Raw genomic sequence first — 20,328 nt, forward strand, 5'->3', positions numbered from 1 at the left:
ATTGGACGGTTCTCGTGACTCATTTTCACCTTTTTTCATAGATTAGGTACTCCACGCTTTCAAAGATATTAGTAGGCTATGTAGGCAGATGGCACCGCAATGTGTTCTCTATATTTTCTATTACACGAGAACACATACTTGCTAAAGACCACAATACAAGAGTTTGTTACGCTTACCTGACTGGTGCTCACTATAGTCTGTCATTACTCCTCCAGACACGCACGAAGTCTCTACAGGATAACTAACAACTTACGCACAGTAACGTAGGCACGCTACTTCTTTCTTGAGACGCAAGAACCGTCCCTATGTACCAAAAAAGGCACCCACTCTATTAGAGTGGATGCCTTTACTAAATTAGCTTGCCTTGAAGATCATTGCTGCCCATTCAGGATGGTCGATAAACGGATTGCGGTTGCCTTGGTATTTTTCATAGATGACATTGTTACGTCTTATTTCGAACTCGTCAACTGGATCTTGTAAGTGCCATTGCAGTAGAGTTGAAATCTTACCGTGTTTTGCACCTGAAGTACCAGTGTAATCAACTAATTCTAGATTGATTTCACCGTTGCCTTCATAACGAACATCCATATACATAAGCATTCTAGCAATATCGCCTTTTACACGATCTGGTGCTTCCCAAGAATCGCCATCATATTTACATAGCGTACACTCATTATGAGCCGTACCACCGTTATCAAAATCTTTATTTCCACGTGAACTATTTACAGATGCATCAGTAGGTTTTAAGTGATGGATATCTGTACCTGGTCCAACGCCTGTCCCAAAGTTACCATGAGATTGAGCCCAAACGTGCTCACGATTCCAATCGTTTGCTCCGCTACCAAAAGTGGACTTAGCTTGAGAAGTTCCTTTATATAAAAGGATGACATTGTTCGGATTGTTCGGATCTTCATCCGTTTCCTTTAAAGCTTCTCTTGCTTGGTCATAAGTAATTTTAGTTTGTACTTTAATGATGTTGTGTAAAGCTGTTTTTAAAGCCGCACCCGTTAGTCCATTTGCATTAGCATAGTAAGTAGAAACGGTACCATTATCAACCGGTGGAACGATTGGTGGTGTTACCGGATCAACGGGTGCTTGGGAAAAAAAAGGTGAAGGGAGAACTACTCCTCCTACATTTGTAACTTTGATGCCAGAAGTATCAACATCATCGGATACTGTCCATTTTTGAACGAATTCAGCACCACGGATTTGGCTAATATTCGCATTTTCAATGATGACTTCTTTCACTTCAACACCACTTAGATCAATCACTGCACCTGGTTGTGTTGGAGCAAGGATAAGAACCGTGTTCTTTAAGCCATCGCCTTGTAGCTTAGCATAAGAACCTTTTAAGATGATACCTTCGCGAATAACAGAATTTGTACTTACAGTAATGTTAGCACCGTTGTTGTTTACAGTTAATTTCTTCGTATTGAAGCCGATTAAGTTGTAAACTTTTGTGTTAGCTGGTGCTGTTGCTGGTGGTAATATTTCAATTGGTGCAGCCGTTAATTTTGTTTGGATGATTACTGGGTCATGGTCAGATGCACGTCCGTCCTCTTCCATGTAACCAGAGTTTACGTTTACCGTATCAACCTTAGTGTTAGCTACCATGTTATTTGTAACCAAAATATGATCTAGTACTTGAGCATTACCTGAGAAATTGTAAGTGTAGCGGTCTTCTGCAGGAACTTTATCAATCATATTTGTTAATTGATTACCTTTAACAATTTGTAACGTTTGTGTAAATTCAAAATCATTAAAGTCTCCAAGTAATACAACGTTAGCATTTGGATCTTTAGTTTTTACATCTGTTACAAAAGTATTTAATATTTTAGCAATTTTGTGACGTTGAACTTCACTGCTTAGTACAGGTGGTTGTGTTTTACCCCATAAAGGTTGGTCTCCACCCTTTGAATTGAAATGGTTAGCTACAACAATAACACTCTTGCCTTGGAAATCGAATTGAGCTGCAAGTGGCTTACGGCTAGAATTAAATGCACTGTTAGTTGGATCGATACGTCCAGGATTTAATGTTAACTTACCGTTTTCAAAGCCGACAGCTTGTGTTGCTGTTCCTTTTAGAGCTCCAGTTGTTAATGATACGCGTTCAGGATTGTAGATAAATGCAACGCGGATATTTCCACCAGTTTCTCCACCATCTTGGTTATTAACAGGAGCGATATCTGTATAAGCATATTGTGGTCCACCAAGTTTTTTCACTTCATCCATTAAAACTTTTGCACTTTCTGATGCATCTACGTTACTAGAGTTTGTGCTTCCATCATTATCTTGTACTTCAATTAACCCAACAATGTCAGGAGATTTCATGTTTGTTACGATAGCACGAGCCACTTTTTCTACTTTCTCTGGGCTTGTTTTAGCTTTTGAGAAATTTTCAACGTTGTAAGACGCAATGGTTAATTGATCATCTGCTGGTACGATTGATGTTGTTTGTGGCACGATAGGTGCAACTTTTAAAGTTGGTAAGCTAGCTTCTTTTGTTAATAAACGGTATATGTTATTACCATAGTTGATAACACCAGTGATTGATCCTTCAAACTGATCGCCCATCTTAGCTCTGAATTTAGAGTTGTTAAAATAAAGAGCAATTTTCTCTGGGTTATAAGAATTTTCACTAATTCTCATTCCACCACCAGCTGTATTTGGTACTTTATTTCCTGGGATTACATGAACTTCACCACTATATTGTGGTGCTGTAACTTTTGCGTGATCGATTTGAACATACATACCTTCGATGCTTTCGTAGAAATCGATTCCATCTTCAACAGGTTCAAATGCCGTTAATTGATCATTGTCAATGATACTTGGAGCTATACGATCTACACCTAGAACAATCGGTGCTGGAAGTAGTTGATCACTTAACTTTACAGTTATTGTTGTCGCATTGATTTCAGTAATTGGAAGTTCTACTCCATTGTTGTTAGGATAGTATTCTTTAACTGAACCATCAACCGTTACAACGTCTCCAACTTTTACTGTATGACCCGATTTGAATACTAAAATACCTTCAGAAGTTTTAGGATCATTGTCTGGTTGTTGGTCTTGAATAAAGATGTTGTTTCCGTCAACGAAAGTAACAATACCTTCGATACCAGTTACATTACCACCATCAAATTTTGAAAAGTGGCCAACACCTTGGATATCACGAATACGAACTTGTCCTTCATATACACCATAAGCAAATGTTCCAATTTCGCTATTTGTTAAGTCTTGTTTTACTGCTACAGCTTTAATTGTTGTATCAGCACTAATAACAATAGGTGTAGTAAATTCTGTGCTATTAACTGTTGGTTCAGAACCATTAGTCGTGTAATAGATTTTTGCTCCAGTTGTACCGGTAGTTAGAGTAACTGAATCACCTTTTTTTATCATACCAGCACCTGGTGTTGCAACTACTTTTTGAACAACAGATGAGTCTTGTAGAACATCACTTGCATCACGTGGAATTAACTGATAGTTTGTTCCAAACGCACCTAGAACACCTGTAATTTCTTCATATGTTGTTTCTACTGCTAGAATTGATGAATTTAACGGACGGATATCAAAAGTTTTTCCTGCTCCATCAACTGCTTTAAATGTACCACTTGATAATGAGTTAACGGTTACATTTTTAACTTTTACTAATGTTCCTTCAATGCTTTCTTTGAAATCAGCAGCAGTTACCAATTGTGCAGCCGGAATTGGTGCAGTTCCTGTAACTGTAATATTTTCATGTGGTGCTTCGATTTCTAATAGACCACTGTATTCTATTAATTTACCTTTTACCGTAATAATACTACCAGGTTCAATCGTGCTATTAGTAGGTGTGTATGCAACAAGTCCTGCAGTAGCATCTTGGAAGTAAATGGCTCTTCCTAGTACTGCTGTTACGATACCACTTGTTTGAACATTTGAATCAATTGTCATGGCTCTAACTTCAGCTACAGTTTTTTCAGTAAGTAAAGTATAAGGTAAAGTTACAACTTCACTATTTGATAAGTTAGGTGCTACAGCAAGCGCTTTAATTGTTACTGGACCTGTGATTGTTATCGGTCCATTATATGTAGCACTTTGTGTCGTAGGGTTTGTACCATCAATTGTATAGTAGATTGTTGCACCAGCTGTTGTGGTAGCTAAAGTAACTTGTGTACCAGTGCTCACTGCACCTGCAGCAGGTAAAGCAGTTACTTTTTCCACTTGTGTTGCTGGAGTTGTATCTACAACTATTGTGTATGCTGTTGGAGATTTTAGTCCAGCTGCTCCAAAATATAATTCAAGACTTCCTGTAATTTGTACTTTTTTCCCTAAATTCTCAGGGTGATCAAGTAAGTTTAAGGCTGCTCTAATTGCACTTCCACTAGGCAACGCAACTGGCAAGATCTTTAATTTATCTTTTTCAGTTGGGCTGTCAGCAATTGCGATATTTGAAGCTATATATGGAGGTGTAGATTGGTATGTGGGACCGTTATTCGTTATCCCAATGATGTAGCCTTCCACTGTTTTACCAGTACCACTATTATTCGCGATTGCTTCAGCTACCGTTAGTACATCAGCAGCCTTTGACTCATTTTGAAAAGGAGTTAAAAGACTGAATATTAGCGCAAAAATTAATGCAACATTGAATATCTTTTTCTTTTGCTTATAATTCATGTGTGCCTCCATAGATTTTATTTAGGGAAGATGAACAAAATTCCATAATTCGACAATTACAAATGGTAAGTAAATCCTTCTAGCCCCGAAAGACTAGAAGGATCTCTTTTTTAATTATTAATCTTCAAAAATTGTTTCGCCTTCAACTGTTACGTTTTCAAACGTTACTCCTGCGTTACCTTTAAGGATTAAGTTCCCCTTAACAACAGCGTTTTCAAGCTTAGTAACTCCAGTTACATCAACTAAAACGTTACCATCGTATGTTTTTGGAGCAGCAGTAGTTCCACTGAATGTTGTAGCAACAACTGTTTGTGGTGCTACGTTTACGATACGACCTTCAACTGTTGCGTTAACAACTTTGTTTGGTTGAGCTGCGATTGCGTCACGGAAAATTTCCCAGTCAACAAATCCTGGCTCTCTTACACGACCTTCAGCGTATGCATTAGCAAACATTGTGTATCCGTCTCCACCTTTAGCAGTGAATACGTTTGTTGCTACATAATAGCTCTTAGTTAAATCTAAAGCAGTGTAAGTTCCATCTGCATTTTTCACATCGATTGTTTGAACCTTTTCTCCAGCTGACTTCGAGCTATCATAAGTGAACTTCAAACCAGAAACTTGTAAGAAACCACCAAATGCAGTAGGTGCGTCTTTAACAGAATACTCAAGGGCTGCTTTAATTTCAGAACCAGTTAAGTTCATGATTCCTAGTGTATTACCAAATGGTAGTACTGCTAGTAAGTTAGCCAATGTAATGTTACCTGCATCTATAGTTGTACGAATACCTCCACCATTTTGAAGAGCAATTACTGTTTCAGGGTTAATCTGTTTTGCCTTTGCAAGCATACCGTCAGTAATGAAGTTACCAAGGTTCGTTTCTCCAACACGTGTAGGAGGATTTCCACCTACTAGTGCAGTTGCGGTAGAACCAACAACAGTAGCTTTTAATTCATTAATTTTTGGAGCGTACTTAGAATTTAAGATTTGAGCAGCTTCTGCATCTTGTTTTGCATAAGTGTTGATGTCAATTAAACGCCAAGATGTTTCACTAGTAATTACTTTACCAGTTGCGTCAAAATTAACGTCTAAATCACCAAGGTATTTATTGTATTCGTTGGCAGTAACAATTGCCGTTGGTTCGGCACCAGTTGTGTCAAATACTACTGTAGAAGGACGTCCCTCTTTTCCGTCAAATAGTGTGTGAGTATGACCACCAACAATAACGTCAATACCTTCAACACGCTTAGCTAATTCTAAGTCATTGTCCCAATCAAGAGAATCGTTGAAACCAAGATGTGATAATGCAACGATTTTGTTAACTCCTGCTGCTTTAAATGCATCAACTGATTTTTGTGCTTCTGCGATGTAGTTTTCGAATACAACGCCTGCACCCGGGCTTGAAATTGTTGGAGTTTCAGCAGTCGTTAATCCGAAAATACCAATTTTCTCGCCATTTACAACTTTGATCATTCCGTTGTAAATTTGACCACCACGTGCATCAACTGTGATTGTGTCATTGAAACGAGATTTTAAATTTACATCATTTGCAAAGTTTACGTTAGCGCTTACAAGTGGGAAGTAAGTACCCTTAACAAAATTAGCTAATGTAGCAGTTCCCATATCAAATTCATGGTTACCAAATGTCATAGCATCATAGCCAGCTAAGTTCATAAATTGTAAATCTGCTAATCCTTGATACTCATTGAAATAAAGAGTACCAGAGAAAACGTCACCTGCATCCACTAGTAATGCGTTTGGTTTTACTGCACGGATGTCTTTAATTGCTGCGATTTTTTTCGCTACATTATCAAGATTCGCGTGTTGGTCATTTGTGTGCATTAAAGATAATTTATATTTTGCGCTATTCCCAGCTTACACTGAGCCTACACCGTACGGGCGTCTTTCAACGCATACGGCGTTCCATCAGTAAAAGAAGTAAGACTATTTTACTATTATTTCCCCAATTCCTAGTATTACACACCTAAGCAATTTGTTCAATATTGAATTATTAAAATACTGTAATGATTAAGTAAAGTTTAAACTATTAGACTTGTAACCGCCTCCAAAACTAACCTTGGTAATTTTTACTATATAAAATATTCTTGAGATAAATATAAAAAAGAACCGAAACATATAGGTTCCAGTTCTCTTATAATGATGATAAGCCCTCAAACGTTACCGTTTTTGAGGGCCAATCACTAGTATTTTCATTAAACTCATTTTGGGGAAATAAGTTCAAAATAGTTCTATTTTTTTACTGACTGCACTCCTTCACTCCTATCAGTTTTATCCTCCCACTATGTTACCACAATGGTTCAAACGGCTGATGATCACCACTACTATGAGCGCGCAGCCATCCTACTAGATTCACTGGTGCTAACACACCTCTTCTAATAAGACTTCAAACGTTCCATCATTATGATCCCTCTTTTTGGTAACCTTAGGCTTCCACTATACAGGAATGAGAACGAAATGTTTAACAACCAATTATACAAATCGCTATAAATCATTGCAAATTTATAGATGATAGCTAACCCGCTAGCTTCATTTACATAGCTATCACTAACTCACCCTGGGTCAACATGGATTCGTCTCCTAACCATAGCTACCTTTTAAAGAACCCCGCCTCAATTAGAGTACGACTTCACCTGACTTCATCCCTTTGGCTTGTTAGAACCGCACTGGATGCAGGAGGATTAGGCTCATGCTTATGGTTGTTATCATGAGTAGGAATTCCACCTACCAATTCATAATGATAGTTCAAAAAACACCTCATGCATTACAAAACACATGAGGTGAATTTTGACTTTTTTCACCTAGTATAAAGGCTTATAAAGTAACGTTTCGTTTATTTTTATTTAACAGGGTCAACATCCACTTCAACGTCAACAACAGTTGTAAATACGTTTACAATGTTACCTTGAGCGTCTTTAGTATATGTGATAGCATCCTTAGATTTAACTTTGAATTTACCAACTTCACCAGTGATAGTTACATGTAATTCTGAACCAGAAACAGTAGTTGTGTAGTCAATACCAGCAACTAATGCAGTTCCATCAGCTTTAGTTACAACTAAATCATTAGCATAGAAGAAAGGACTAGTTTGGTCTAAGTTTTCGTTAAACTCAATAACGAATGCTTTTGAACCTGCAGTTGCATCATCATAGATACCGTTAGCGATAACTGAAGCAGCCATTTTGTCAGCAACTTTAGTTTCAGCAACAGGAGCTACGTCAACTAATTTCTTACCAGTAATTGTTGCAAGCTTGTTATCAACGATCTTAACGATTAACTTGTTAGCTTCAACTTGAGAAGTGTTAGCAAGTTTAACAACTTCTTTAGTTGTAACTGTGATAGTTGTTTTGTCAGTTGTTGGGTTGTAAACTACAGAATCAATAGCAGCAACAGTCTGATCAGCAGCACCTGCTCTGCCTACATATGTTACTAGGATTCCATCAGCAGTTACAGTAGTGATTTCACCTGCAACAACTAATTGTAATTTTTGAACTCCAACTGCAGCAGCAGTGAATTCTTTTGCAGCTGTATCAGCTTCAAGAAGAACAGGTGTGCTGAAGTTTTCCATTTTATTACCATTAGCATCAGCTAATTGACCAACAGCTAATTTACTTGTACCAACAAGTCCAGCTGTTTTTGGTAATGTGATTTTAACTTTCTTAGAGCTTCCGAATAATTCTACTTTAGAACCAGTTGGAAGAACTTTATTGTCTAAACGGTAGTTACTAGATTCAACTACTGAACCAGCACCTGTTGTAGCCATATCTTCTCCAAATGTTAAGTAAATAACAGTTGCAGTTGCACTATCATCAACAACTTTAGCTGTTGGAGCTGTAGGAGCTGTTAAGTCAGTGATTGTGAAAGATTGAGTTACAGCTGTAATTGTGTTAGGAGCTAATGCTTTGTCCTTAACGTTCTTCACATCAACAGTGTAAGTTCCACCTTTTAATTTTCCTTCAAGAGTATCAGGCCATGCTAATGTAGCTGTGTAAACTCCACCAGTAGTAGTGTAAGTAACTGTATAACCAGTTACAACTTTACCAGCTGAATCTTTAACAGTTAAGCTATCGCTAGCTAAAGTTACGTCTTCAGAGAATACAACTTCTACTTTGCTTTCTGATTTAGCAGTTACAGATTTAACTGTTGGAGCTTCAGAATCAGCTGTTACAGTTGCAGTTAACTTAGCATCTGCAGCCATCACGTTACCCCATGCATCTTTAACAACTTTATCTCCAGACTTAGCTAATACTGTTACAGTTGAAGTACCAACTGGTAGGTAGTAGTCTTGAGTTAGATCACTTTCGTCTTTGAAGCTTAATACATAAGTTTGACCGCCATCAGTAGATACAGCTTTAACTGGTTTCCAAGCACTGTAAGTGTGGTAGAAGAATTCTTCAGTTAATTCCGCACCATTGTAGAATACTGGCTTATTAAATTTAACAGTTACTTGTGTTTGAGAAGCAGAAACTAGTTCTACTGTTGGCACAGTAACATCTTTCTTATATTCAACAGCAAATGTTTTAGAAACACCAGCGAAGTTAGCAAAATCTTTGAATCCATCAACTTTTACATTGTAAGTTCCTTCTGGAAGTGTAGAAGCTGATAATGTAACAGATAAAGTCTTTTTGTCTGCTGATAATTCAGACTTAGATACTCCGTAAACACCATTATTTAAGCTTACAGCTACTCCGTCTTGAACCGGCTCAGAGAAAGTTACTGTGAAAGTATTTGGACCAGTTAATGTAACTGCATCTGCAGTTGGGATTGTTGTATCAAGAACACTTACAATTGACTTAGTTTCGTCAGCAGCTAGACCAACTGCTTTCTTAACTGTTACGTCAACAGCATTTTGTTGAGATAAATTACCTTCTAAAGTTAACACAGCAGATAAACCATCAGCTGCTAAAGTAACTTTAGATACAGTTTTTGCACCTGGGTTAGTTCCAGCAGTTACGTTTACTACATAGTTAGTAGCTAATTTAGAAGCATCAGTTGCAGCTACTTTACTAGAGAAGTTTACAGTTACTTCTTTAAGGTTGTTTGTAGTAACACCAGTAACAGTAGCAACAGTTGAAGGTACTACTACCTTAACTTCTGTTTTAACTTCTGTACCTTTGAATGTTACTAATTTATAAGTTTTTCCAGCTTCTTGCTTAGAAGTAGTTAACTTAACTGTTGTGAAAGTGTCAGCTGCAGCAGCAGGAACGATTTCAGCAGCAGTTACTGTTAATCCACCGTCAAAAGTGAAGTCAGTAGGAGCTACAGTTGTTAATGAACCTTTAACTTTAACTTCTAAAGTAGTTTCGTTAACTGATTTGATTTCAGCAACTTCAGCTGTAACTGCAGAAGCAGCAACTGCACGGTAGAAGAATAAAGCAAATTGTGAACGTTTAACAGCGTCAGCAGGATTGAAATTACCATCTAGTAATTTTGTTAATCCGTGTTGAGCAAGGATTTTGATAGCAGCACGTGATTCAGCAGATGCTTTATCAAGGTCTTTGACTTCAACAGCTTTACCGTTGTCTTTTAAACCAAAGCCAGTAACTAATGCTACTGCCATTGCTTCACGAGTCATGTCAGTTCCAGCAGCGAATTTTCCGCCAGCAGGGATTAATTTTGCTTCAGCTAACGCTTCAGCGAATTTAGCGTAGTAGCTATCTGCTGATAAATCTTCAAAAACTTTTCCAGTTGGATTAGCTTTTGGCTCTACGTTTGGAAGAGCTTTAACAGTCATTTCAGCCGCTTGACCACGGTTGATAGTTTTGTTTGGAGCAAATTTACCGTCAGGTTGACCAACGATAACTCCTAAACCAACTAATGCTTCAATAGCAGTAGTAGTTTCTTGATCTAGACCAGCTAGGTCTGGGAATTTTACTTCAGCAGCTGATGCAGCAGGTGCAACAGCAGATGCTACAACAGCAGCACTGATAGTTCCAGCTAGGAACTTGCGGTAAGACTTTGGTTGGTAAGCCATTACTTTATTTCCTCCTCTTAATAAAAGCTAAATATTTTAACTGAGACAATTGAGAAATTTTACACTATCAATCTCTCAAGCTCAATTGTTAACAATTACAAATACTAGTATAGAATTTTGTAGAAACAATGTCAATCATTACGATATGGTAATATCCTTCCATTTCATTAGATCAACATTTACATTCTATAAAACTCGTAACTGCCTACTCTCTATTCTACAAAAACTGTCAAAAATAGCAAGGTTTTTTAAGGAATTCCAATATTTTTTTCCTCAACATCTCAATATTATGCCTCTACTTTTCTAATTATTACTACTTTTCTTACAATTTTGTTACAAAATTGTAAAACTACTATTCTACATAATATGCTATTCTTTTCTATATTAAGACATTGAGTGAGGTGGTTTTCCTAAATGATTAGACGTACGACTTTCGTATTAGTTTCACTTTTTTTCATTTTTTTCTTTCAAAAAGAAACTTTCGCGAAAACAGAGGAAGCTTCACCCGTAAATTACGACCAGCTTTTACCGATTGCTAAAAAGTTTATTGGTGTCCCTTATGCTTGGGGTGGTACTTCACCAAGTGGGTTTGATTGTTCTGGATACATCTCATTTGTTTATAAACAATTAGATATTGATCTTCCAAGAATATCAAAGGATATGGCAAAGGAAGGCGAGCCCGTTAAACGTTTCGATTTACGTGTGGGTGACTTGGTATTTTTTAATACATATGGTTCAGATATTTCACATGCGGGTATATATATAGGAAATAATCTGTTTATCCATTCTCAAGATGGTAAAGGTGTTTCGATTTCTGCATTGAATGATCCTTTTTATTGGAGCAAGCGTTATGTTGGCGCTACTCGCGTTTTAGATTATTCATTAGAGGTTGGCCAGTTTCAGGATGTAAAGAAATCGCATTGGGCATTTGAAGCTGTACAAACGCTAAGCAAGAAGGAACTTATTGTTGGTTACGAAGGTAGTTTCTTTTTACCAGAAGAAAAGATTACTCGTGCTGAAATGGCTGCCATGCTTGCGGAAAGCTTAAATCTCAAGATGGCGAATCGTTCGAAGTTGTTTAAAGATGTCCCTTCCGATCATTGGGCGGTTGGTCCGATTAATGCGTTATTTAAAGAAGGAATTATTAAAGGTGACAATTCTGGTAACTTTAATCCAGATGGAGTTGTAAAGCGTGAGCATATTGCTGTGATTTTTAACAACGCCTTTAAACTTCGAACAAGCCCAAGTGTTGCAAAGGACTTAAACTTTACCGATGTGAGCCGTGATAACCCCGCTTATGAAGCAATTCAGAAACTTGCAGCCTCTGGAGTGGCAGCTGGGTATGACGATAACACGTTTAAACCTCGCGAAGATGTGAAAAGATCGCAGTATGTGGCGTTTTTGTATCGGGCTTTATATTAAATTTGGAGCGCTCAGAGTTTAAACTCTAGGCGTTTTTGTTTTGTTAAGATGATCTCCTTATTAGTATTCCCACAAAAATCATTTCCATCAGAAGCGACTTCCCATTTTAATAAGAATTAATTTCAGAGATAATGGAAATAAATGCTTAAGGGGGAGAATATTTATTTAGTATCGCCAGCTTACCCTTTGATTTAATACAGTAAAGTGATGAGGGACAGTCCCCCACTGCTTTACTGTGTTAAAGCGGTTTTTAAAGGAGGTGTTTTTGATGGGTTCTCGGATGGGAAGGTTGGTTCCAAGTCGTGTGGCGGTTTATTTGTGGAAGAGGCTTCCGATTCCGAAGAGATGGCGGTCAAAGATTATGTGGTATGCTAATGATCGCTTTCTGGTGGCTGTTTTGGGGCTGATTGTAAATGAGAAAAATGAAATATTATTATTAAAACATACGTATCGCTCTGAGCCATGGGGGGTGCCAAGTGGTTGGTTAGAATATGAGGATCCTCTAAAAGGCTTAGAGCGTGAAATATATGAAGAAACTGGCTTATCTGTTAGTGTTAAGAATGTCTTGAATGTGAAGTATGCGCCGAATCCACATCGAATGGATGTGTATTGTGTAGGAGAATTTACTTCTGGTGAGTTTAAGAAGAGTGCGGAGATTTCTCAATATGGGTTTTTTCATTTAGAGAATTTGCCAGAAGGGTTATCCAGGTATCAACGTGGGTTTATTGTTGACTTTTTAGAAAATAGAATTCCCAATCGATAAGGATCGATTGGGAATTCTGATTTTTAAGGTGCTGTTGTAACAGCAGGTAGTGCATCAGTCGTTTTACCTGCAAAAGTAGCAATTGAATTGTCTCCAGCATCTTTAATATAGTGTACTGTAGAAGCTGTAGAAACGGTAAATTTAGTTCCAACTAGCCCAGCTGTATCACCTGTGAGTTTAACTTCTAATTTAGTTGCATCGCCAGCTTTTAAGTTAACTGTGTAATCTTTACCAGCTACATATGTTTTACCAGTAGCATCAGTTAAGACTAAATCAGCAGCAGCTAATGGAGGAAGTGTAGCTAGTGCTTCATCAAAGCTAAGCGTAATGGTAGCACCGTCAGCTGTATGAGCTACTGTCACTGGATTGGTTCCTACAAGTTCAGGAGCCATTCCATCAGCAACACCTGTCACAGTCGCAACACTAGTTAATTTTTGACCAGTAATCGTTTCTAATTTATTATCTGCCACTTTTACTGATAGAGCATTTAATTCAGCAGTAGATTTATCAGCTAGCTTGTCAGATGCTTTAACAGTTACGGTTACATGTGTTTTTCCATCTTTAATTTCTACATTATCAACAGAAGCTACCGATGTATACGATTTATTATCCGGATCCGCATCCACATCTGAACCATCTACTAAAATTCCATCAGCCGTAACGGTTTTTAACTCGCCCGGAAATACTAATTCCAGTTTATTTAAGCCAACCGCTTTTGCAGTAAAGGTAGTTGGTGCTGTATCATTTTTAATATCAACAGCAGATGATAATGCAGTTGGAACATTTCCAGCTAAGTCAGCAATACGTCCAATTGTTAAATCATCACCCGTTTTAACTACAGCAGCAGGTTCTGCTCCACGGTATTTAACGGTAAGTTTCACACGTTTACCATCATTCCCAAATAATTCAACTTTGTCACCTGCAGCTAATTGGCCACCCGCAACTAAGTAATTATCTTTGTTAAGGGCTGAGTTAGGTCCAGTCGTTGCAACAGCTTCTGGGAATGATACATAAATGTATTGTTCTTTAGCCGTCGTGTTATCCACTAACGTGGCACTTGCTTCCGTTAAGTTGATCGGCGTTTTATCTGTTACAGTAAATGCTTGTGTAACCGTTGTTATTTTGTTAGCAGTTAGTGATTTATCGGTTACATCTTTCACTTCTACTGTGTAAGATCCACCAGCTAATTTGCCGCTTAATGTAACAGTAGCTTTTAATGTATCTTCATTAAATTTCAAGTCAGTAATGGTTTGAGTTATTTTTTTACCAGCCGAATCGGAAATCGTTAAATTACCCGCTGCCACGTTTACTTTTTCAGAAAACGTTAATTCTAGCGTATTTTCATTCGTTGCTACTACGTTTGAAACAGTTGGTGCTGTTCTGTCAGCCGTAATAGTTGCCGTTAATTTCACATCATCCGCTAATTTATTACCCCACATATCAACGACCGCTTTTTCATTAACGGCTTTTAATACAGATACCGTTACATTTCCTTCTGGTAAGATAAAGTCTTGAGTTGCAGGATTTGTATCAGAGAATCTTAATGTAAATTTCTTATTATCATCTGTATCTACAGATACTGGCTTCCAAGAAGAATACGTGTGGTAGAAGAAGTCAGCTGTTAATTTAGCTCCACCTTCTTGTGTAACTGCTTTGTCAAATTCTACAACTACTTCATTTTGAGAAGCAGAAACTAGTTTCGGTGTAGGAGCCGTAACATCCTTCTTATAATCTAAATTAAATGTTTTACCTACTGCAGCAAAGTTTGCATAGTCACTATATCCATTAACTTTTACTTCATAATTTCCTTCAGCTAATGTATTGGAACTTGTCGTAACGGTTAATGTACGGCCATCATTTGATAAAGCTTTATCCGCAACTCCAAAGATTCCATTGTTAATGAGTACAGAACCACTACCAGCTGAAGTTTCCTTTACAGGCTCACTGAATTTGATGGTAAAAGTATTTGGACCTGTCAGTGCAATAGATTCCATAACCGGAATGGTTACATCTGTTACCCCAATCGTTTGGACAACATTCTCAGGTAATGATGCACCGCTCTCAAATTTCACATTACTTTTAACGGTGACTTCCACATCTGATTGTTGAGAAATAGCATTCTTCAATGTTAAAGTTACTGATTTTCCGTCCTCGGAAACGGCAACCGCATCAACTGTATTTCCTTTTACAAGGAAGTTATCAGCTGTTACACCTGTAACAGCACTATTGAACGTTACGACTACTTCTTTTAAGTTCGTTCCACTTAGGCTATTAACCGTTGGTGCTACTACTGGCGGTGGAGTCACTACTGTATCTTGTGCTTCGATTGTACGGTGTAATAACATCGCGAATTGTTCACGTGTTACATTATCATTTGGCTTGTAGGCATTTCCAACACCCTTCGCTAAGCCAAGATTGTACATAATTCCAATAGCATCTTCATGACCACTACCTGCTAGATCTGTAAATGGAGAGGTTTTATCTCCTTCTAAATCATAGGCACGTACGATTACGGATGCCGATTGACCTCTAGTAAAGTTTCCATTTGGATTAAACGCGTCCGCTTTATTAAAATATCCAGCTGCTGTCGCTGCTGCAATTTCTTTATAATATGGATGTGTGGTTGGTACGTCTTTAAAGCCTGGGTCCGCTACATTATCCGTAGGTAGTTTAAGAGCTCTTACAAACATAACAGCTGCGTGCTGACGAGAAATTTCTTCTCTAGGATGGAATCCATCTGGATAACCCTTGATAACCCCTGCTTTTACAAGTGCCTCAATGGCAGGTGCACTTTCACGATCTGGCTTAACGTCAGCAAAGCCTTTGTATTCTACTTCCACTTCAGCTGCATGTGCACGGTTATCATCGCCACCAAATAATCCACCAACAGCTGGTGAGAAGGCAAAGGATGTAACTAGCAAGCCTCCGACCATTATTTTTACCGTCGCTTGTTTTAGATTAGGTAGCTTACTACGGATATAATTGTTAACACTCTTGTCCAGGTCACCCTTCGTATTGTCATCAAGGCTCCCAAGTTCACGGGCAAATTCGGTATTACTTTGATCTAAGTATAAAAATAGTACGGTTTCGTTACCTTGCTTTTTCAATTCGTGGCGTAAAATTTGTACCATTTAAAGTAGTCCTCCCTTTTTGATTAATCTTTTTAAGATTTTCCAATAACCTCATAAATTATTTATCATTTATTAAATTTTTATATATTTTTTAAAAAAACTTTTTTTCCGTTAGTCAATTTGCTCTAGTAGAGCTTTCACCTGTTCGATTGGAACAGCAAGGCCTGAAGCCTTCTCATTGCTCGCTAACTTGGGGATTGTGGTGGCGTAGACCAAGCCAATGACTTCATTATTTTCTGTTAAAACGGGACTGCCGCTGTTTCCTCGAAAAATCGGCGCGGAAATTTGCATCACGGGTGTTTGGCGGTCATTTATTAACGTGAGCCCTTCGATTTCGCCTTCATTGGCAATCTGGGTGTACGCTAACGGATTACCGATTACATAGATATGTTGTTTTTCCTGCCAGTTTTGAGTTTCTTGTAGCTTTAGGACTGGAAGGTTTTCGCCTGTTATTTCTAGGATAGCGACGTCTAATTCAGGATTGTCTAGAATAACTTCTCCTTTATAGGCTTGCCCGTTTGGGAAGTAAATCCTTATTGTAATCATTTTTTCGATTACATGGGAGTTGGTAATGATGAGTCCGTCTTCTCGAATATTAAAGCCTGTTCCTTTTGAGCTCTCCCCCTCAATTGTCACTACCGCTTGTTTCGCCGTTTGAATCGATTCCTTTTGTGAGAGGCGGTAGGACGTTTTCACGAATTGGAGCGCAGGGATGTTGATGACGTTGGTCCAGATGGCTAGCCCGTTGATTAATAAGAAGAGGGCTAGAATGACTGCACCTACTTTAATCCCTTTTTGGCGTCTCTTTTTCCGTTTCATTTCTTTTTCGCTTACTTCCTCTACTCTGAAGAAATCCTCTATAGGTGGTTCTTCAAATAAATCCTTATCATCATGATCCATAGACCTTATTCCTTTCAAATGCGATAAGAATGTACCAACCCTTTTAGGGTTGGTATTTCTGGGTGGATTTATGCAGTTGTGTGGTGAAGCCTGAAAGCTTCCCAAAAGAACATGCTGATCTTTTTGCGTGCACGTTTTCCCTTTTTTGTGCGGGTTTTGGGTACGTGAGAACTTCTCGCGTGCACGTTTTCCACCTTTTGAGTGGGTTTTTGGTACGTGAGAACTTCTGTGTGCTTGGTTCCCCCAAAAAAAAACACGCTAATGGTCGCCAAGAAAGATCTTTTGTGTCCTTATTATATATCAAAAACAAAAGAGGAAGACTCGACATGAGCCTCCCTCTTTCAACTTACCAACCATTATTATGGTTACCTGGTTTCGGATATTTAAACCCTACTTCTTTTCGATTGTTCTCATTAGGAATAATGAGAATTGAGATCTTGTAACGTGTCCATTTGGACGGAACTCGCCACCGGATGTGACTGTGATGTTGTTGTACGCTAGGGTGTTAATGTAGTCGTAGCTCCAGTCTGTTTTCTTTACATCTGTGAAGCTGGCGTTTTCTAGTGACGGTTTGTAGATATTTTTATAAGCTTCAGCCATGATTTGAGCCATTTGTGCTCTTGTTAAGGTTCCTTTTGGATTAAGACTACCGTTTCTGCCCATGAAGCCATATGCTTCTACAATCGCCATTTCTCGGTAGTTTGCATCACCAGGTTTCATGTCCGTTGCTTTCATTGTGTACCCTTCTGGGAGTGTTAAGCCAAGTTCCTTCACTAACATCGCTGCGGCTTGGCGGCGTGTTAAGGCTTGGTTTGGTTTAAACGTTCCATCTGGGTAGCCTGAGATAATTTTTTTCAATTGAAGATAGGTTATGGCACTTGCTGACTCTCCAAAAGTGACGTCTTTAAAAAGAGTGACGTTTCCTTCTACTATATTAGAGGAAGAAATGTATCCTTCAAATCCGTTCCCTTTCACTTCGTACATACTGTAATGATTTTCTTTTTCCGCGACTTCAAATGGTCCGGCGATAATTTCAAGCGGTGTGTAATGCGGTAGCTGCTTTTTGACCGATCCATTTACACCGTTACGTAGGTTGGAGAAGCTTAATTGATTATTCCATGCGTAAACCATTTTTCCTTTAGACCACATTTGTCTTGATTTGTCGTTTAGATTTGGCCATTTGTACTCGCTATCAGCGAACACCATGATATCTGGCTTATCTGGGTACGGATAGGTAATGTTTATTTTTTCAATATCATTATAGGTAATTGGAAATAATGAATGCTTCCTGATGGTGTCGATGACCTTTTCCTGATAAGCAAGAGCACCGTTGATAGTTGGGTCATTTCTTTTTGAAAGACCGTTATAAGCCATGATAGCAAAGTACCAGTCCGCGACAACGGATGGATTTTTATCATTAATTTTCGGTAAATTTGGGTTGTTCCATTTTTCTTTTAAAATTTTTGCGCCAATTTGGATATTATAACGAGTATCCCATTTCAGGCGCTCAAGGTCGATACCCTTAGAGATGGCTTCCACTTCAGGCAGTGTTACCTGCATGATGCCGATCCCACCGTCGGAGGAAATATTTGGCTGACCTGCTGAATTATATTGTTGCATGGCCGTTTCGTTATAAGCAATTGCTTTCAAAATTTCTGGTGGAATGCCGTTTTCAACTGCGATTTCGCGAAGCATCGTTTTAATTTCTGATGCGTTGTAGATTTTGGAATCCTTAAAAACTTCTACCCCACTCGTTACATTGGAAGCAATGTTTTTATAGTTTAATTTGAGTGATTTTGCACCACGATTAAATCCAATGTCTGAGTGCTGAATGGCTGTTAAGCGCATTGTTTCGCTTTCGGTTTTATCCAGAACCCAATTCACATCACTTGATAGCTGGCGATAGTTGTACCATTTATTGGATTCCTCTGTATCCTTAATCGTGTCTAAACGGACAGATTCATACCTTCCAGTTCCTTCGGTTGCATGAACGTACGTCGGTTTTTGATTCATGTTTTGCAATAATAATTGGAGGTTATACATATTAGCATTGTATGAATTCATTTCATAGCTAGTTAAATAAAATGGAAGTGCTGACTTAGGCTCATAGTTGGGAAGATACTTGTTCCAGTACTCCTGAATGGTCGGAACATCAAATGGTGTTGGTAATTCAACATTCATTTGGGCTCCCACTTTAATTGCCGTATCGGATCCAAAGAGCTGAACATAGTCCTCTGCCATGATTTCTGGCAGTGCCCAAACGTATTCACCGAAGGGTTTATCATGGGCTGGAGAGGAAGTTGATTGTACACCTCTACTTTTTGCATATTCGCTCGTTTTCCAAGTGCCCGGCATTTTATTTTCTTTATTTAATAGATGGTAAAAGGTGAAATGATGGCCGTATTCATGGGAAAGCGTGTAGGCCATACTTTGGATTGTAGTGTTTTCATTTCCACCGAAAAGATAAATCGTTCGGTTGCTTAAAAGCGATACATTAGTTGAGGTGAATTTGTAATTCGCCATGTATTCACCTAAAACGTTTTCACCAGCAGGGCTGTTTGGAATGATGACAATTTTGCCTAATAAAGCAAGTTCTTCACCGTGTTTATTTTTTAAAAGCTCAGCTTCAAGTTGCTTGAGCTTATCCGTTATTTTCCATAAGCTGCTATAGCTTTCGAAGGTTACACCGCTTTTTTCGCCTTTATATTGGGCAACAAGAGTGTGGGCATCCTCATAACCGCTCTGTGCAGACTTCGTTCGCACCTCGTCTACGACTTTCGCATCCGCTTGTGTGTTTAGTCCAAAGATTAATAGAATTGAGCTGAATAGTAGTGATAGTAGCGTTTTATTCGTCACAATGTACCTCCCATTTACCGCTTTTCTAGTATTATAGCAGACTATTAATCTCGGGACATCTCCTATAAAACTGGAAAAAGTATATTTAGGATGTGATTGGATAAAAGGTTAATGGACTGAATATTTATTTAACAAGGACTTATTTACAGGAGGGGATGGCTATTCGAAAAAATATATTTAAATTAGTTGGAACGGCCTTCTTTGTGGCTGGTTTTTATCTATTGATCGAATCACAGTGGGTGTATGCAGCTGTATGCTTTTTGATTGGTTTTTGGTATTTTGTACAGTCGGCTAGAGGTCAAGGTCCAGGGAAGAGAGCACGAGGCTATAGCACTGATAGTGATTATGGGAACGATGACAATCTTGCTGGCGAGGACTTTGATAGTGGGGATAGTGGTGGGGGTGGAGATGACTAAAGAAAGTGAATATGAATATTAGTAGCCATTAAACATAAGGGCTCTGATAATTGCAAAACTTGGTAATTTTATGTATTTCAAAGCAGAAAGTGCTTCAACTGTAGGTGTTAAGCGTGATTTTTTCAGGGTAAAAAACCCGTTTCGAAAATAATTCTGACTAAGAATCCGTTATTTCCGACTTTTCAAGAGCCTTTTCCG

The 20,328-nt window shown here is 38.4% G+C and carries 9 protein-coding genes; 3 read left to right on the forward strand and 6 right to left on the reverse strand.

Annotation, left to right across the window (positions count from 1 at the left end):
* Positions 1 to 354: 354 nt before the first annotated feature.
* The 3 genes from LRP83_RS01485 to LRP83_RS01495 all read right to left on the reverse strand — a co-directional run bounded on the left by LRP83_RS01485 (position 355) and on the right by LRP83_RS01495 (position 10,642).
* Complete coding sequence (locus LRP83_RS01485; RefSeq protein ID WP_230494896.1) at positions 355 to 4,653, reverse strand: endonuclease; 4,299 nt, start codon at positions 4,651 to 4,653, stop codon at positions 355 to 357.
* Between the two features lie 117 nt (positions 4,654 to 4,770).
* A complete protein-coding gene (locus LRP83_RS01490; RefSeq protein WP_230494897.1) occupies positions 4,771 to 6,492 on the reverse strand; it encodes a bifunctional metallophosphatase/5'-nucleotidase in 1,722 nt (573 codons plus the stop codon).
* Positions 6,493 to 7,507: 1,015 nt separating this feature from the next.
* Positions 7,508 to 10,642 carry an S-layer homology domain-containing protein gene (locus LRP83_RS01495; RefSeq protein WP_230494898.1) on the reverse strand — a complete coding sequence of 1,045 codons (3,135 nt, stop codon included), beginning with the start codon at positions 10,640 to 10,642 and terminating at the stop codon, positions 7,508 to 7,510.
* 414 nt (positions 10,643 to 11,056) lie between these two features.
* On the opposite strand from LRP83_RS01495, the gene LRP83_RS01500 reads away from it, so the two are divergent.
* Positions 11,057 to 12,064, forward strand: coding sequence for a C40 family peptidase (locus LRP83_RS01500; protein ID WP_230494899.1), 1,008 nt, complete (start codon positions 11,057 to 11,059; stop codon positions 12,062 to 12,064).
* A gap of 268 nt (positions 12,065 to 12,332) precedes the next feature.
* The gene (locus LRP83_RS01505; protein WP_230494900.1) at positions 12,333 to 12,827 is read left to right on the forward strand and encodes an NUDIX hydrolase; all 495 of its coding nucleotides are present in this window, start codon (positions 12,333 to 12,335) and stop codon (positions 12,825 to 12,827) included.
* 23 nt (positions 12,828 to 12,850) lie between these two features.
* Here the strand turns inward: LRP83_RS01505 and LRP83_RS01510 are convergent, their stop codons facing one another.
* The 3 genes from LRP83_RS01510 to LRP83_RS01520 form a co-directional block, all read right to left on the reverse strand.
* Positions 12,851 to 15,958: an S-layer homology domain-containing protein gene (locus tag LRP83_RS01510; RefSeq protein ID WP_230494901.1), complete on the reverse strand. Its 3,108-nt coding sequence runs from the start codon at positions 15,956 to 15,958 to the stop codon at positions 12,851 to 12,853.
* Positions 15,959 to 16,069: 111 nt separating this feature from the next.
* Complete coding sequence (locus tag LRP83_RS01515; protein WP_230494902.1) at positions 16,070 to 16,858, reverse strand: S1 family peptidase; 789 nt, start codon at positions 16,856 to 16,858, stop codon at positions 16,070 to 16,072.
* 390 nt (positions 16,859 to 17,248) lie between these two features.
* Entirely contained in the window at positions 17,249 to 19,714 is a 2,466-nt protein-coding gene (locus LRP83_RS01520) for an S-layer homology domain-containing protein (protein ID WP_230494903.1), read from the reverse strand.
* Between the two features lie 155 nt (positions 19,715 to 19,869).
* Here LRP83_RS01520 and LRP83_RS01525 point away from each other — a divergent pair, with 155 nt between their 5' ends.
* A complete protein-coding gene (locus LRP83_RS01525) occupies positions 19,870 to 20,130 on the forward strand; it encodes a hypothetical protein (protein ID WP_230494904.1) in 261 nt (86 codons plus the stop codon).
* Positions 20,131 to 20,328 lie beyond the last annotated feature (198 nt).

Source organism: Pseudoneobacillus rhizosphaerae, assembly GCF_917563885.1.
Lineage (GTDB): Bacteria > Bacillota > Bacilli > Bacillales > Cytobacillaceae > Pseudoneobacillus > Pseudoneobacillus rhizosphaerae.